Below are 15,255 nucleotides of genomic sequence, written 5' to 3'. Positions count from 1 at the left end.
TTATATAAATCAATAAAATTCAAATAGATATGTACCTGGCATAGTTTTTTACATCATTGCCCTTCAAACCCCTTAACTGAGTATCGGATAGCTTACACAATTAACCGCCCACCTGACACATTATACAGTGAGCACGTATCAGGATATCCCCATCAGTGGGGATATCCCTGCCAGGTGCAGTAGTCAACAGTTGGCATATCAGGCCAGACCTGTTCACTACCACCGACATCGTTATGATTCTGTCAGACTATGTACAATATCGGGCTGTCCCGGCAGGGTGTCCTGCATTTCTCCCTCTCCGATGAAGGTTGCCGGTACATGTCGGCTCCGATTGACTTCCAGATTAAAAATGTCAAAACGGTTGTAATAGCCAACGACATCGTGCAGCTGTTTTACATCAATGATCTTTTTTAAATCAAAGGTTGCCCAGGCAATACCTTCCTCATCCTGCAACATATCCCCGATGGGCGTACCTGTCGGGTCGACAAACATGGTGGCGGCCTGAGGCGTGTTTTCCAGAATATCAGCAACCGTGTGATCCTGGGCTGTTAGCATGGCTTTCATGTCATCATCCATGACCGAAGCGCTCATGATGCCAAAACACTTCGCTTCAAATGAGTGCGCACTGGCACGTATACGATTGGCAGCCTGGTTATCAAAATTATCCCCGGTGGAGGGGCGTTTTGTTGGCCAGATAGAGGGCCACTGTGAAATATGAATTTGCTCTCCCTGAGCCATTAATGAAAACCGCGCGAGTGGATTGGTATTCTCTCCGCAGATAAGCCCACCAACCCGTCCGATGCGGGTCTCACACACTTTCAGACCAGCGCCGTCCCCCGGTGCCCAGACCATTTTTTCATAGAATGTGGGAACCAGCTTACGGTGATGGTTAATGATTTTCCCGTCCTGATTAATCAGCACCGAGGAATTCCACAGGCAGCCGACACTTACCGGACTGCGTTCACTGAACCCCATGCAGACCAGAATATCGTGGCGCGCCGCGGCACTGCACAGCGCCCTTATTTCTGGGCCGTCAATCAACAGACTGTTTTCTGCCATTTTTTCAAACCAGCGGTGGTTATGTATAGGGCCCCAAAGGGCCGCCCATACAGGGAATCCGGGAATATAGGATTCAGGAAATACCACAAGATCAGCGCCATTGCGGCTTGCTTCTGCAATGTAAGCCAGTGCTTTTTCCAGTGTGGCTTGTGCATTCATATACACGGATGCTGCATGCACAGCGGCCACTTTTACTTCAGGTAAAAACATCATTCAGTCCTTATTCATTCCGCTGAAGCGCGTTGACGTGAGAAAGTAAATTCAGTTTCGGTCCCAGTTCCCGGCGCACAGCCAGTTCTTTCCATAAACGTTCTGAACGTTCATCGCGGAACAGAAGCGAGAAGACGATAACCAACAGGAAACCAGCCGGTACGGAAATAATGCCCGGGTTACTGAGTTCGATCAGTGGCGCTTTAAGCCCGACAATACTGGTGGCATTGTCCGGTATTGCAGCAATCTGCGCTTCCAGCATGCTCCGCTTAGCTAAGGTGGCAGGTGACCCGTCGTTACTGGCAACCAATGTGTTCAACTGGTTCTCCAGCATTGCGCGTTGATGGAGTGGGTAGGTCATCGATGGTGAAATCATGACCATTGAGATGGCCAGAAGAGTGCCGCCGACGATGCCCGCGATAACGCCAGCGGTGTTACAGCGCCGCCAGTAGAGGGACATCACCAACGCAGGCAGGTTAGCCGATGCCGCGACCGCGTAGCCAAGACCCACCAGGTGGGCAACATTCTGTCCTTTTGCTTCGATACCCGCAATGACAGCGACAACGGCCATCAATACGGTGGCTATTTTGGCGGCGGCAACTTGCTGACGCTCGGTGGCAGCCCCATTTTTGATAGTGCCGACATACACATCATGCGCAATGGCGGAGGCGGCAGCCAGTGTCAGCCCGGCAACAACAGCAACGATCGTGGCGAATGAAATTGCCGCAACCAGCGCCAGCATAAAATTCCCCAGCAAACTGTCCGTGCCGCCCCCAAGATACTGAGCAAGCAGAGGGGCTGCCAGGTTGCCACCTTTATCTGCAGCTTTGACTGCATCCGCCCCGAGATAATGGGCACAGGCAAAGCCAATCACGATAATAAACAGATGGCAGACACCGATGAACAACATGCTCCACAACACAGATTTTCTGGCATCCACCGCGTTCCTCACGGCAAAGAAGCGCATCAGAACATGGGGCATTGCCGCTGTGCCTAACAGCAGTGCCAACCCGAGTGAGACCTGCTCAAGCGGTTTTTTCAGGTATAGCCCGGCCTCTAAAAACCGTTGCCCAGCTTCCTGTGGGGTGAAGGACGGGTCGCTGACCAGTGTCATCACATAGTGTTGCAGGCGCGGGTCGGAGGTCAGGGTATTGAGGAAGGCCAGCCCGTTAAAATTAAAAGGTAGCCAGGACAACACCACCAAAATAAAGCAGCAGGATATCAGCAACACTGCTTTGACGACCTGCACAGTGGTGGTGGCACGCATACCGCCAAATGCAACATAAATCAGCATTAGCACGCCAACCGCAATGACGGAAATCTCATAAGGGATACCAATCAGCGCTCTGACGATCACCGCGCCTCCTACAATCTGCGGAACCATATAGAACAGTGCCACAATAACGCTTGAGATTGCCGCAACAAACTTGGTGCTCCTGAAACCATTGCGCCAGGCCAGGACGTCGCCCAGGGTATAACGCCCAAGGTTACGGCATGGCTCCGCAACCAGTAACAACACGGGAATAAAGGCGATAAAAAAACCAATCAAATAGTTCACACCATCAAAACCATACAGTGCGATAAGGCCAGAAACCCCCAGAAACGCAGCCGCAGAGAGGTAATCCCCGGCAATGGCCAGCCCGTTCTTTAACGGCCCAATTTGCCCCCCAGCGGTATAGAAATCCCCGGCGGAACTGTTCTTCCGTGAGGCTATCCAGGTAATGGACAGCGAGGCCAGAAACAGTACGATAAAAATAGCAAAGGTCATCAAGCTATGATGCTGGGCTATGCTATTATCGGCGGCATTCGCCGTTGCAGAAAATAAAGAAAGTATGATTGCAGCTACAAGACATTTCATTTTCATTTCGCCTCACCACCTTCCAGATATTGTTTGACCCATGCAGGATCGTCATAATGCATCATCTTTTTTGCATACCCCCATGCAATTGCAGCTCCCAATGGATACTGAAGAATTACCCACAGCAAACCGATATTAAATGAACCTGCAATCTGGTATTTCATCACATCAGGGAAAAGCGAATTAAGTAGCGGTAGTGAAAAAAAGAAAATGAAAGTCAAAATCATTAGAGTAAAAACCGTAAAACCTTTATTGTTTTTATATGATTTAAACTCCGCGGATGAATACAAATTATTAATTATCTGTTCTGTCACTTTTTTTTCATTGTGCATGCATACCCCCTCATCTGGTACGTAAATCCTAACAAAGAGGAAAGTTGCAACAAACTGGTGATTTAGCATTCACCTTTGCATTTTTGCAAAGGTGAATATGCACCAGGAATGGGATTAACTACTCATAAATAGGTTTCCTACAGGGAAAGCAGGCTCATTAATATCTTATCCAATTGAAAAACAATGAGTTAATTTATATTTTCCGCGATAGCAACCGCACTATTTAAGTGCAATGCGTCTATTCAAGACGAATTCCTGGTGTGTTTGGATAATCGTTTTCGAATATATTCAGTAAGAAGTTGATGAATACCTTCATCTTCGGCAGATACCGAAGTTCGCTGTGAACAGAAAGCCATACGACACGGCTGACTTCTACCGTGTTCTCCAGCACGCGCTGCAGTCCAAATCGCTCTGCTTTCATAAACTCAGGCAGCATCGCAATGCCTGTCCCACTGGCTGCTGCAAACATTTGCGCTACCAGACTACTGGAACTAAAGATAATTTTCGGGTTATTAATGGCATCATCAAGCCATCGTACGGTATCAAGTTGGATCAGGTCGCCGATATAACTGATGAATTTATGGTGGGATAAATCACTGACGTTTGCAGGGACACCATATTGTTGCAAGTAATCACTATGGGCATACAAATACAGCCTGAATTTACCTACCGGGAGAATATCAAGCCCTTTAACATCATGAGCATAAAAGCTAAGAAATAGATCAGCTTCGCGGCGGTTCACATGTACTTGATGAGGTGAAGTGAGTAACTCGACCATAATGTCGGGGTACTTTTCATTAAACTTGCCAATTTGGCTGGCCAAATAAAATGAGGCAATACCTTCCATCGTACCAATCCTGATTTCTCCGGCAGGCAAATCGCTGAGAATGGCTTTATCCGTTTGGACCATCGCCAGTGAATGTGACTCCATTGACTCAATATGGCTGACAATTTCACGCCCGCGCGTGGTTACCTTCAGGCCGGAGGGCAACCGCTGGAATACCGGGGCTGACAGCGCCTTTTCCAGACTGGCAATGTGGCGTGATACTGTGGAAACATCAATGCGCAACTTCCTGGCGGCCGCCGACAGGCTACCACTGCGATAAACTTCCAGAAATATTCTCATATCGTTCCAGTCGGGCATTGAAGGGGGCATAAGTGTTCCATGGTCAGTTAACGTGGCTGCGCCAAAATACGGATACAGATATTAATACATAACGCTGTGATGCTGTGGAACTCACTCTACATGCAGGAAGCACTTTCGCATATAAGGACAATAACGGGTAAAACACCGGAGGATGAACATTTTACCCGGCTGTCACCCCCTGGCGCACAGGCCTATCAATATGCTGGGGCATTTGCCAGTACATTCTGACGCTGGCGGCATTTTGCCCCGACGCGCGTTTTCGGACCGAAGACGCTACTGTCAGAAACCATGGCAAGCGTGGCTGATGGCGTACTCCCGGACATGGCGTTATATTGCCCTGATGTTTCATTTTGTTGAACGCCGCCAGACAGACTCAGCCCAAACTGGCTGCCGCCCGATTTTGCTTCATTATGAATATCGCGGTAGTTATTGGATATCCAGAGCGGCTACCACCGATTAAGGCATTCCCGACACCTTTATTATCTGAAGCATTAAGCTGAATATTGACAGGGGCATTCAAATTGCTGCCTGTTGCAAATTCACCATAATAATTGGATTCACTTTTCGAAGATGATGAAGCACGGGAAATTACAGAGCGCTGGCTGATGGCTGAAACCCCGGAAATCTCAAAAAGTGCATAGAACTAAAACAGGTATGCTTACAAAAAGAGATATGCTTACACCACAAGGGGAGAGTCTGCATAGAGTCGTCAACGACCCTATATTTTAATCCGGGGTTAAAAATACAACCCTATATTAATCGTAATTCATTAAAATAAAAGGAGAATCATGCAAGATAAAATCTTGCGAGGGTTGTGGGGCTTTAGAAGTAAGAAGCAGGCCATTGTAAAATAACCTGCCGGGATGAATTCAGTTATTAACAAATAGAATTACTGAGCAAAAAATCCCGCCAACTGAGGGCGGGATTTTTATATCAATTAAGAAGTTCTTTTGATACGTTGCCAGTATCGAAGAACTCCCTAAAGATCCTGACAACAAGGTCATAATTTTTTGTAAGCTGACTTGCTGGCCAGTAATCACCAAGTATCATTATTCCAGCATCAGGCTTAGAAGTATCCCAGCAAGTCCTTACTTGATATTCGTCTTCAAGGATTTCACCTAACGTGATTATTACTGGCAATGTTTTTCTCAAGCAGTTCGTCATATTTCTGCTGAGATTTCTCGCGCTCTACTGGGTCTTTGCTGTTCTTAATTGTCTGTTTTGCCAGTCCAGGCTCTGTCTTATCCGACACACTCAGGTAGTTATTCTCAACAACAATCCCAACCAGATGAATTGGGATTAATCGCAGATTTCAGTAAACTGCGTCAGCGTATCATGCCAATTAAACATCCGAGGTACCCAGCCCGACTTAACCACAAAAATGGGCTGGTGAGGCCAGACCGACGGATATTGGTTAACTCCCTCATTGGTGCAAGGCCATCTTTTTTGATAACAACATCCTTTGCACCATAGCGGCAATGCATTATCAGAAAAAAAATCCCTGCAATCCCTAAACCAAAATAACTTTCAGGGCTCCCCCAAAAATTGGTCCGCAATTTTAAATAGGTGATCCCCCAAATGCTCAGTAAAAAGACCATAAAAGAACAGGCAGCAATGTTCATCTCACGTTTACTGCTCAGTCCAAAAAAGAGCGCATCAAAAAAATACATCGGGGTAAAAGGTGATTGGACGCTTCTTCCTGTCACTTTACTAAACCGATAAAACATGACCGTTCCGACGGCAAAAGCAGAAAGTGCAATGCCTAACAACACATAAATCATTTGGTTAGTCCTTTTTGATAGGCCAGGAGATTAGTTCGGTACTACCAGAACCGTTAATCTCTGGTTGGTTGCTACTGTTTTCACTTTGTCGGATACTCGCACCAATTCCTCCACCAACTCTGAAAGAGCCACCAATGCCGTCTTTACCAATACTCCCTTCAAATGAAAAAATACCTGCCGATATGGCACCAGAATAATCATAGGTAGAATTGAAATCTTTAATCGGGTAAGGTCCAAAAGTCAAACCGGCAGACGCATCTGCACGCCAGCCTAACACCTTAGTAACCCCAGCATTAATTGCAAATTTATCCTCTGAAAGCACACCTTCCAGATATCCACCTGCGACATAACCTCCAGCGACCTGACCCTTTACATCCCCATGAATTTTTGCAGTATCCCCTAATGACGGATCGATATGTGATTTGTCTACCGCTTTGATAATTTCATCGTCAGTGACCCCTTTACTACCGAGATCAAAAGCCAGAGATGCATCCTGCTGTACGCGAGACGGCACAAGCCCAGACATTGCATTATTCTCAACCGTCGTCTTCCCGGCCTGAGCGCCTGATACTACCGAACCTGTGCTGTTCCCTGCAAGCCCGCCAGCCAGACCTGCTGTCAGGGTCGATAATGCACTGATTGTCTGCCGTTCTGACTCCGTCAGCGCTTCTGGGCGTTTTCCATATATCTCCTGCGCCAGTAATATCCCTGTCGCTTCACCGGCTGCTGCGCCGGTTGCACTCACCAGTGCGTTCTGCCCCTGTGCCCGTGCAAGGGCAGCGTTCACCACCGCATGCGCCATGACACCTGCTATCGCACTGTTCGGGGTGATGTATTTCCCTATTTCATTCGCAATATACGGCGCTGCTGCGCCAGCCACCGAACTGCTTATATTACCACTCGCCAGGCCACTTATTGCCGCAGTGGCAGCAGTAATCGCCCGTTGCAGGTCACTGCCCGTACCATACCGTTGCGCTGTTGATTTATAACTTTCTGTATTTTCAACTGACTTATTGTATCTATTCCATTCATCCTGACTTGCTCCTTCCTCCGGCTCTTTAGTTCCATTTTTGGCCAGTTCGGCCTTACCCGCCTCTATGGCACGAAGCTGCCCTTCTGTTCTGGCAATATCACCAACCTGAGAGCCGATTTCGCCAATCATTTGCACAGCCTGCAGGCGGTTCTGCTCCTTCTCCTTGTCAAATATCGGACTGATGGCATCGTTAGCTTTTGTCACATCACGTTGCAGACCACTCAGGTCCTGCTGCTGACCTGAGCTGTCCCGTACGGTAATTGTTCCCTGACTGACAACAGCCTGCGTGGTGCCTTCTGCGTGCCCTGAACTGCTCATGCCGGATAATAGAGTGGTTGCCATGTTACCGGCAAACTGACCACCGATACTGCCGGACGAGCTGAACCCGCCACCGGTATGTGAAACGTTATAATCTGCCTTATTGACTATATCGCTGAACCCCAGAGTGCCGGTATCCAGATGATTATCTGCCGCCGAAGCTGTGCTGGCTATTGCACCACCATTCAGCTGTGTATGGTTTCCGGTGGTAACACTAAAGCCTCCTTCTCCCGCGAAAATACCGCTCTGCTCGGCCACACTGTCGTAAATGCTGTGCATTTTGTCCTGGCTGAAGTTGATATAGCCAGAACCGCTCATTGAACCAAAGGTAAAACTCCCTCCGGCACTGACACTGCTTTGTTTGGAGTCATAGTTGTTGCTGTCCTGCAGACTGGTAATGGTCAGATTACGGCCTGTATCAACTGTGACCTGATTCCCATTAACCTGAGCCCCGGTAAGTGTGGTATCCCTGCCGCCGGACACAGAAACTTTTCCACCACTGTCCAGAGTGGTCTCTGTCCAGTCCGTACCATCACCTTTCTCATGCCCTTTCGCCGCATTGACACTTGCGAACACACTGATACCAACACCACCCTGCCCGGCACCAATGCTCACACCCACACCACCACCACTGCTGCTGTTGCTGCCCGTTGTCTTCTGGGTATTTGCCGCTGCAGTGAGAATGATATCCCGCTCAGCTTTCAGGCTGGTGTCTCCGGCTGCTTTCACATGGCTGCCAGCTATGACGATATCACCACTGTTACTCTGCTGTTGTCGGCCTGTCGCTTCAACAGACAGATTTTTCCCGGCATTCAGGGTTGAGCCGGTGACTGTGTCCGATTCCTGATGCTGTGTGGATTTTGATTTCTGCGTACTGAGAGACACACTGACATGTATTCCCGCATCCGGCTGTCCGGTGGCATTCGCTACAGAATTAGCCTGAACCGCCTGAACACCTGAAAGTACCGATTTCGTCGCCTGAAGTGCGGCAAGCCGGGAGTCGCTTTGTTTGCTGGCAGCCTGAGCTGTGCTGACGGCACTATTTACAGCATCAATTACAGCTCCCGTAAGCGCCACCGTCAGCCCACTGCTTTTCTGCTCAAACGTCTGGTCAGTGGTACGTTTGTCGTGTCCCGGGTCAATAACCACACTGTCGCCCTTCAGGGCCAGGTCCTGCCCGGCCACCACATCCGAACCGGCAATATGGAGTTGATTACCGGCAGTGATCGTTACATCGCCGCCGTTGCTGCCGATGATGCTGGTACTCTGGCTCTGAGTGGTGCCCTTCTCTTTCAGGTCCTGTTTGGTTTTCGTGCTGCCAATCGTAAAGCCGATTCCGCCGGAGCTCATCAGGCCGCTTTTCTTCTTCTCTTTAAACTGCCAGTTTGTGTCGGTGTTCGTCGCTGCCGTGATATCAACATTATTACTGGCAGCAAGTGACACTGCGCCATCGCCCACCACCGAAGAACCCTGCACCAGCAGATCATGCCCGCTACTGACACTGACATTATCTCCACTTAACAGTGAGCCTGTTTCACGGGTGGCACTTTGCTCTGAAATCGTATGGGTGGTTGTTTTACTGAGAAAACCTTTTTTCTTTTTTGTTTCTTCCTGGTAGTGATAATCACTTTCAGTTGCAGTCCCCAGGTTGATATCGTTGACAGCCTGTACGCCAATATCTCCCTGGGCAGTCACCTGCGCCGCCTGGCTGTTCACATCACGCCCGGCGATGACCACGGTGTTACCACCGCTGGCGATTTCAGTGCCCTGCTGGCGCACCTGGTCGTTAATCACGGTTTTCTTTTTGGTGCGGTAGCTGTCGCCCTGAGTGGTTTCATCTGCCAGCAGGTTGACATCCCGCCCGGCCTGCAGGCCAACACCCTGCTCAGCCGCCAGTGCCGCAGAGTGCGCGTTAATATCCTGCCCGGCCTGCAGGACCAGGTTATTACCCGCAGAAACCGTGGTGCGGTCCAGCCCGGTGCTGTGGGTTTCAGACGCACCATTACGGGTATTTTTGCTGGTTTGCCCACTGTTCAGGTTGAGATCATTTGCGGCAGCCAGTTGCGCACTGCCTCCGGCATTCACATCGCTGGCAGCAAGGGTGAGGTCATGCCCTGCCTGCACGCTAAGGTTACCCCCGGCGGTTACGTTACTGCCCTGCCAGGTAACCGATGCGTTATTGGTATCCTTGCGGCCACGTAAACCAGACGTGGTGTACTGGTCATCAACCTGTTGGGCATTCACTGCAATATCGCCCCAGGCCTGCATTAACATATCGCCCCCGGACGTGAGCGTTGCGCCGGTGACCGTAATATTTTTCCCGGCAGACAGCGCCAGGCCATCCTCTGCAGTAATGCTGGCTCAGTGCCGGAAGGGTTGGGGTGGCGATGGTGGTACCAACATGCCCGGCACCAGAGGTGGTGTTGCTGAGATTATTGGTGAAACTGGCAGTGATAATTCCGCCTGCCTGAATAACAGCGCGGTAGAGTTCGCCGTTATCCTGGGTTTCAGAGGTACCGTCTGAGAGCGTATAGCGAATAAAATCATCACTCGCTTTGGCCCAGGAAAGGAACGATTTCAGATCAGATGAAGGAATGGCTCCAGGGTCCTGACAACATCCTGGGCAATCATATTGGTAGGACCTAAAAGAACATCAATATAAGCAGGTAAATCAGTACTTGATCCCGTTTGGGTTGTGGATTTCATTTATTGCATTAAAACCATCACGTCACTGTCATCGTTTTCACACATAAGTCCGCCATGCTAACCCTTCCAGTGATCTGCGGAGGACTATGTGATGTTTTTTCCTGCAATCCCAGGCAAGTACAGTACCGACAAGTTTCCGGATACCGTGATGGATGACGAAGCGGAAGCACTGGCAATGAAAATACGAGAATTAAGGCTGACGCTCTGGAGTGAAGAATCCACTCAGCCCATTGAGGACCTGCATGGTTTTTATGATGACTAGCCAACCAAGTCAGGTTACTGCACACCTGTAATCACTTCCCGTTAATAACACCGGACGAGGTTTTGTGGGGCATTTGCCTGCACGAACTTCGCCTTTTTTTATTTCCTACCCCATTACCTTATAGTCTTTTTGCTGGCACTGTTCTGTTCCGCTCTCCTGGCTGGTTGTGTGGTAAATCCAGATAAACGCTGATTTGCTCGCGCTTTAACCGAACGGTATGTAAACCCTAAATTCTTCTTGACCGTGTGGGGATGACTCCCTATAGTAGCGCACCGTTGCTGCTCACGCAGTAACACAAAAATTTGGTGAGGTGTCCGAGAGGCTGAAGGAGCACGCCTGGAAAGTGTGTATACGGCAACGTATCGAGGGTTCGAATCCCTCCCTCACCGCCATCTTTCATAGAAGAGCCTGTACTCACGTACAGGCTTTTTTATTGCCTGAAATTCCCCGAGGGAGGGTGAGAACCCTCGCCATTCCCCTGCATACTTCACCCTGCAGGTGCGTTGGCTGTGCTCGTTCGCACCGGTCACTTACTCCAGTAAGCTCCCGGCAACTCTCTGCGCTGCCGCCTTCCTGCACGGCGAATTATTTTGGGGAATACATCACTCAAATGTGGCTTGTAAACAGATGGTTGTTACCAGTTTTAAGACCGGCACACTACTCTCACTAGCTATTCCTTGCTGCGTTCACACTGTAGCTACACTGGCTGTGCTCGTTCGCACCGGTCACTTACTCCAGTAAGCTCCCGGCAACTCTCTGCGCTGCCGCCTTCCTGCACGGCGAATTATTTTGGGGAATACATCACTCAAATGTGGCTTGTAAACAGGCGTTTTGTTGAAAGTGTTAAGGCCTGAATAATAAGCTCATCGCTATTTCTTTACCCTTTCCGTTCATATTCCACCTGCTGGTGTATTGCCTGCCCTGTTCGCAAACCTGCTCATACACAGACGTTTTTCCTGGCAACAACGCCTGGCTGTCGGCTAAGAAACCAGGGCGCGTTTACCTCTTAAGCTAAAAAACTGTGCTCTAGGTCTTAGGGCTCATCATTTTCGATTGCAAATTTCATAATGGACATTATCATTAAAATAATATAATCATACAATATCACATTTGGAGATAAAATGACTAAACCTGTCATTGGTTTTATCGGCCTGGGTCTGATGGGCGGCAACATGGTTGAAAACTTACAAAATCGTGGCTACGAAGTTAACGTAATGGACCTCAACAAAGAAGCTGTTGCCGCCGTTCTGGCTCGTGGCAACGCATCTGAAGCAACCTCAGGTAAGGCTCTCGCAGAGAAAAGCGACATCGTTATGCTATGCCTGACCACGTCTGAAGTTGTAGAAAAAGTCGTATACGGTGATACAGGTATTCTGGCCGGTATGTCGGAAGGTAAAACGCTCATCGATTTCGGTACATCTATTCCAGCTTCTACGAAGAAGATAGGTGCAGATCTTGCCGCAATTGGTGCGGGTATGATCGATGCACCTTTAGGCCGTACTCCCGCGCATGCGAAAGAGGGTCTTCTGAACATTATGGCTGCTGGCGATATTGACACATTCAACAAAGTGAAACCCATACTGAACGAGCAAGGCGAGAACGTATTCTATTTAGGTGCGCCAGGCTCCGGGCACGTAACTAAATTGGTCAATAACTTTATGGGTATGACCACTGTTGCCACAATGTCTCAGGCTTTTGCTGTCGCGAAGCGTGCAGGTGTTGATGGTCAACAACTGTTTGATATTATGTCTGCAGGCCCGTCCAATTCTCCGTTTATGCAGTTTTGCAAATTCTACGCCGTCGATGGTGAAGAAAAGCTTGGTTTCTCTATTGCTAACGCAAACAAAGATCTGGGTTACTTCCTTGAAATGGTTAAGGACCTCGGTACTGAATCCTTAATCGCAGAGGGTACAGCTAAAAGCCTGCAAGCTGCTGTTGATAAAGGGCTCGGGCAGCACGATGTACCTGTTATTTTCGACTACTTTTCTGAACTCAACGCTTAATAACAGAAATACCTCAGTAGAAAAGCCCAGTAACAGGGCTTTTCTACTTTTCATGAAGTAATGCTGTTACTACTGTTTTAATACTCCCCTCCCCCAGCCAGAATTATTTTGAACCACAGTGGTCATTGCGTTGTAAGTTTGCTGGTCTATACGCTATATACCCAGAATCAAGGCCTCTCAATATCTGTTTTCAATTTAACGCCTCTCATTTATTAACAGAAAAACCAACGTCTTTCCCACTCCAGATAATCCTTATTAATACCCTGCAGTATACAGACAACAGTGCCCATATTTATCTGGGTAGCCTTTCTGTATTCGGCAGTGCTGCTTATATGCTTGATACCGGTAGCTCTGCTTTTTCGGCCATAAACACCTGTACAGGGTATTTGTATGAATATTTACAGCGCCATTATTATGGGTGATTAACCCTTCTGCTTTCTCACGGGAATCCTTTGTTGTTTAACTTGTAACGCGGCCAATTCACATGATATCTGTCAGGCGCGTTCTTTGTGGCATATAGCCAGTTCTTTATCTGCTCTCACTGGCTGGGGCTTGCACTCAAAAAAAAGCCAGCAGCTAATTAAAGCAACTGGCTTCGTAAAGAGAGTAATGTGTTTTAAATATTAACTTTCTGACACTGGCGCTGAAACTTTTTCGACATTTGAATCCACTGCTTTAACCAGCAACAAACCAATGCCACTAATAATTGCACCGCACAAGATAAAGACCAAACGCCCCCAAACCGGGTTAGATAACAAAGCCATGAACATAACACCAACACCGGCTACTGCGATAAGTTTACCGAGCATTTGCCGTTGCTTGTTATCAAGTTTCTTCTGTTGTACAGACTCAGCAATAAGTGGTGTTGACAGGTTTTCAAAAAACTTATCAACATCTGCCTGACGCTTGTCATTCAGCGGCTTATAGAACATGGTTGACAGGATGAAAAAACCGCCAGTCAGAACGATATGAGCGACCAGGCCAATTGCAACTTTAACATCAGCCCACTCACGGCTGGTCAATTTCTCAAGGCCAAAAACTGATGAAACCATATCAGCGGTAATAACAAAGCCGACCACATAAGAGACAATCCCCCCCACAATCAGCGTACCCCATCCAGCCCAGTCAGGTGTCTTTTTGATAAAGAAACCTAAGAATGCCGGGATAGTCATTGGGAAGCCAATTAACGCGCCAACATACATCATTGTGTCAAATAAGCTAAGGCCTTTCAGAGAGTTAATAAACTGCGCTATGAGGATTATTGCAATACCAAATACGGCTGACGTTACTTTAGATACCGCGACCAGCTCTTTTTCTGATGCTTTACCTTTACGTACAACCGTTTCATAGAAGTTTTTAACAAAAATGCCTGAATTACGGTTCAGACCAGAGTCCATTGAAGACATTGTTGCTGCAAACATTGCCGCAACTAATAACCCAACCATTCCCGCTGGCATGTATTCTTGAACAAAATAAAGATAAGCGAAGTCCCCTGCTTTGCTACCTGCTTCAGGGTACGATGCTGCTAAATCAACACCCTGGCTGGCAATAAACCAGGCAGGCATAAACCAAACAAATACACCACCAGACATGAGAACACAGGCAAGTAATGCTGCTTTTTTGGCATTTTTCGAATCCTTTGCAGCAAGATAACGGTAAGAGTTCAACATATTATTTGTAATAGAGAACTGCTTAACAAAGATAACAAATGCCCAGATACCAAAAATACTCAGGTAATTAAGATTGTTACCTGCAATAAAAGAGCCTCCGTCTGCAACAGGGAAATTAGACATTATGTTACCAACACCACCGCCCTGCACTACCGCCACGACAGCACATGTAATTGTTACCGCCATGATGATGACCATTTGCATAAAATCTGATGCAATGACAGCCCATGAACCGCCAGTTACTGACATGGCAAGTACAACCAAACCGGTTATCCAGATTGTCGCTGTCATATCAAAACCAAAAATACCTGATGCAATAATAGCCAGCGCATTTAACCACACACCGGCAGATACAACGCTGTTAGGCATGGACGACCAGGTAAACACTTGCTCGTTTGTCGTGCCAAAACGCATTTTTATTGCTTCTATTACTGTAACAACACGTAATTGCCGGAATTTAGGCGCGAAATAGGCGTAATTCATGAAATAGCCGAATGCATTAGCAAGAAAGATCATCGTGACAGAGAAACCATCGCTGTATGCTTTACCTGCTGCACCTGTAAATGTCCATGCCGAGAACTGTGTCATAAACGCAGTTGCACCGACCATCCACCAAAGCATGTTGCCCCCACCGCGAAAATAATCGCTGGTGGTACTTGTAAACGTTCTGAACATCCAACCTATTGCAATTAAGAATAGGAAATAGATGCCTACAATAAGGGTATTCAGTTCCATCTTGATGACCTTTGATAGTTGTTTAACAGCTACCGTATAGTAACTATTATCAACTCTATTTGTAGTATTATAACTCAAATTCGTGACAGGAAAGGCATAATGATAGATGCAAATAATCATACAAGTGATCAGGATCTGAAA

10 protein-coding genes, 1 tRNA gene and 2 pseudogenes are annotated in these 15,255 nt (G+C 47.8%); 5 read left to right on the top strand and 8 right to left on the bottom strand.

Annotated features, from left to right (window positions below; translation table 11 throughout):
* Positions 1–231: 231 nt before the first annotated feature.
* The 4 genes from LC084_RS04530 to LC084_RS04515 form a co-directional block, all read right to left on the bottom strand.
* Entirely contained in the window at positions 232–1,272 is a 1,041-nt protein-coding gene (locus tag LC084_RS04530) for a carbon-nitrogen hydrolase family protein (protein WP_226569734.1), read from the bottom strand.
* A 7-nt stretch (positions 1,273–1,279) separates the two neighbouring features.
* A complete protein-coding gene (locus LC084_RS04525; RefSeq protein WP_226569732.1) occupies positions 1,280–3,127 on the bottom strand; it encodes a solute symporter family protein in 1,848 nt (615 codons plus the stop codon).
* Between the two features lie 2 nt (positions 3,128–3,129).
* A complete protein-coding gene (locus tag LC084_RS04520) occupies positions 3,130–3,459 on the bottom strand; it encodes a DUF485 domain-containing protein (RefSeq protein ID WP_226569730.1) in 330 nt (109 codons plus the stop codon).
* A 238-nt stretch (positions 3,460–3,697) separates the two neighbouring features.
* Positions 3,698–4,585 carry a LysR family transcriptional regulator gene (locus LC084_RS04515; RefSeq protein WP_226569728.1) on the bottom strand — a complete coding sequence of 296 codons (888 nt, stop codon included), beginning with the start codon at positions 4,583–4,585 and terminating at the stop codon, positions 3,698–3,700.
* 81 nt (positions 4,586–4,666) lie between these two features.
* Between LC084_RS04515 and LC084_RS23325 the strand changes: the two are divergent.
* Positions 4,667–4,817: pseudogene (locus LC084_RS23325) on the top strand (Tn3 family transposase); the annotation flags it as partial.
* A gap of 722 nt (positions 4,818–5,539) precedes the next feature.
* Here LC084_RS23325 and LC084_RS23320 read toward each other — a convergent pair.
* The 3 genes and pseudogenes from LC084_RS23320 to LC084_RS04500 all read right to left on the bottom strand — a co-directional run.
* A complete protein-coding gene (locus LC084_RS23320; RefSeq protein WP_404808325.1) occupies positions 5,540–5,770 on the bottom strand; it encodes a DUF6911 family protein in 231 nt (76 codons plus the stop codon).
* Between the two features lie 161 nt (positions 5,771–5,931).
* Positions 5,932–6,387 (bottom strand): hypothetical protein, encoded by a 456-nt coding sequence (locus LC084_RS04505; RefSeq protein ID WP_226569726.1) that lies wholly within the window; start codon positions 6,385–6,387, stop codon positions 5,932–5,934.
* Positions 6,388–6,391: 4 nt separating this feature from the next.
* Positions 6,392–10,099, bottom strand: a pseudogene (locus LC084_RS04500) (polymorphic toxin type 25 domain-containing protein); the annotation flags it as partial.
* Here LC084_RS04500 and LC084_RS04495 point away from each other — a divergent pair.
* The 4 genes from LC084_RS04495 to LC084_RS04480 all read left to right on the top strand — a co-directional run bounded on the left by LC084_RS04495 (position 10,041) and on the right by LC084_RS04480 (position 12,709).
* Positions 10,041–10,262 carry a hypothetical protein gene (locus LC084_RS04495; RefSeq protein WP_226569721.1) on the top strand — a complete coding sequence of 74 codons (222 nt, stop codon included), beginning with the start codon at positions 10,041–10,043 and terminating at the stop codon, positions 10,260–10,262. The pseudogene LC084_RS04500 and the gene LC084_RS04495 overlap by 59 nt on opposite strands.
* A 270-nt stretch (positions 10,263–10,532) precedes the next feature.
* Positions 10,533–10,706 carry a hypothetical protein gene (locus tag LC084_RS04490; protein ID WP_226569719.1) on the top strand — a complete coding sequence of 58 codons (174 nt, stop codon included), beginning with the start codon at positions 10,533–10,535 and terminating at the stop codon, positions 10,704–10,706.
* Positions 10,707–11,010: 304 nt separating this feature from the next.
* A tRNA-Ser gene (locus LC084_RS04485) sits at positions 11,011–11,098 on the top strand.
* A gap of 729 nt (positions 11,099–11,827) precedes the next feature.
* Positions 11,828–12,709, top strand: coding sequence for an NAD(P)-dependent oxidoreductase (locus LC084_RS04480; protein ID WP_226569717.1), 882 nt, complete (start codon positions 11,828–11,830; stop codon positions 12,707–12,709).
* A 623-nt stretch (positions 12,710–13,332) separates the two neighbouring features.
* Here LC084_RS04480 and LC084_RS04475 read toward each other — a convergent pair.
* Positions 13,333–15,234 carry a sodium:solute symporter family transporter gene (locus tag LC084_RS04475; protein WP_226569715.1) on the bottom strand — a complete coding sequence of 634 codons (1,902 nt, stop codon included), beginning with the start codon at positions 15,232–15,234 and terminating at the stop codon, positions 13,333–13,335.
* Positions 15,235–15,255: the final 21 nt, after the last annotated feature.

The organism is Mangrovibacter yixingensis (genome assembly GCF_020523985.1).
In the GTDB taxonomy this organism is placed as follows: Bacteria; Pseudomonadota; Gammaproteobacteria; order Enterobacterales; family Enterobacteriaceae; genus Mangrovibacter; species Mangrovibacter yixingensis.
Note: the sequence above shows the minus strand (reverse complement) of the source record. Positions and strands in the feature narration are given on the sequence as shown.

Coding starts and splice junctions, on each gene's coding strand:
- LC084_RS04530 (WP_226569734.1), bottom strand. CDS start 1,272: ATGATGTTTTTACCTGAAGTAAAAGTGGCCGCTGTGCATGCAGCATCC.
- LC084_RS04525 (WP_226569732.1), bottom strand. CDS start 3,127: ATGAAATGTCTTGTAGCTGCAATCATACTTTCTTTATTTTCTGCAACG.
- LC084_RS04520 (WP_226569730.1), bottom strand. CDS start 3,459: ATGCACAATGAAAAAAAAGTGACAGAACAGATAATTAATAATTTGTAT.
- LC084_RS04515 (WP_226569728.1), bottom strand. CDS start 4,585: ATGAGAATATTTCTGGAAGTTTATCGCAGTGGTAGCCTGTCGGCGGCC.
- LC084_RS23320 (WP_404808325.1), bottom strand. CDS start 5,770: ATGACGAACTGCTTGAGAAAAACATTGCCAGTAATAATCACGTTAGGT.
- LC084_RS04505 (WP_226569726.1), bottom strand. CDS start 6,387: ATGATTTATGTGTTGTTAGGCATTGCACTTTCTGCTTTTGCCGTCGGA.
- LC084_RS04480 (WP_226569717.1), top strand. CDS start 11,828: ATGACTAAACCTGTCATTGGTTTTATCGGCCTGGGTCTGATGGGCGGC.
- LC084_RS04475 (WP_226569715.1), bottom strand. CDS start 15,234: ATGATTATTTGCATCTATCATTATGCCTTTCCTGTCACGAATTTGAGT.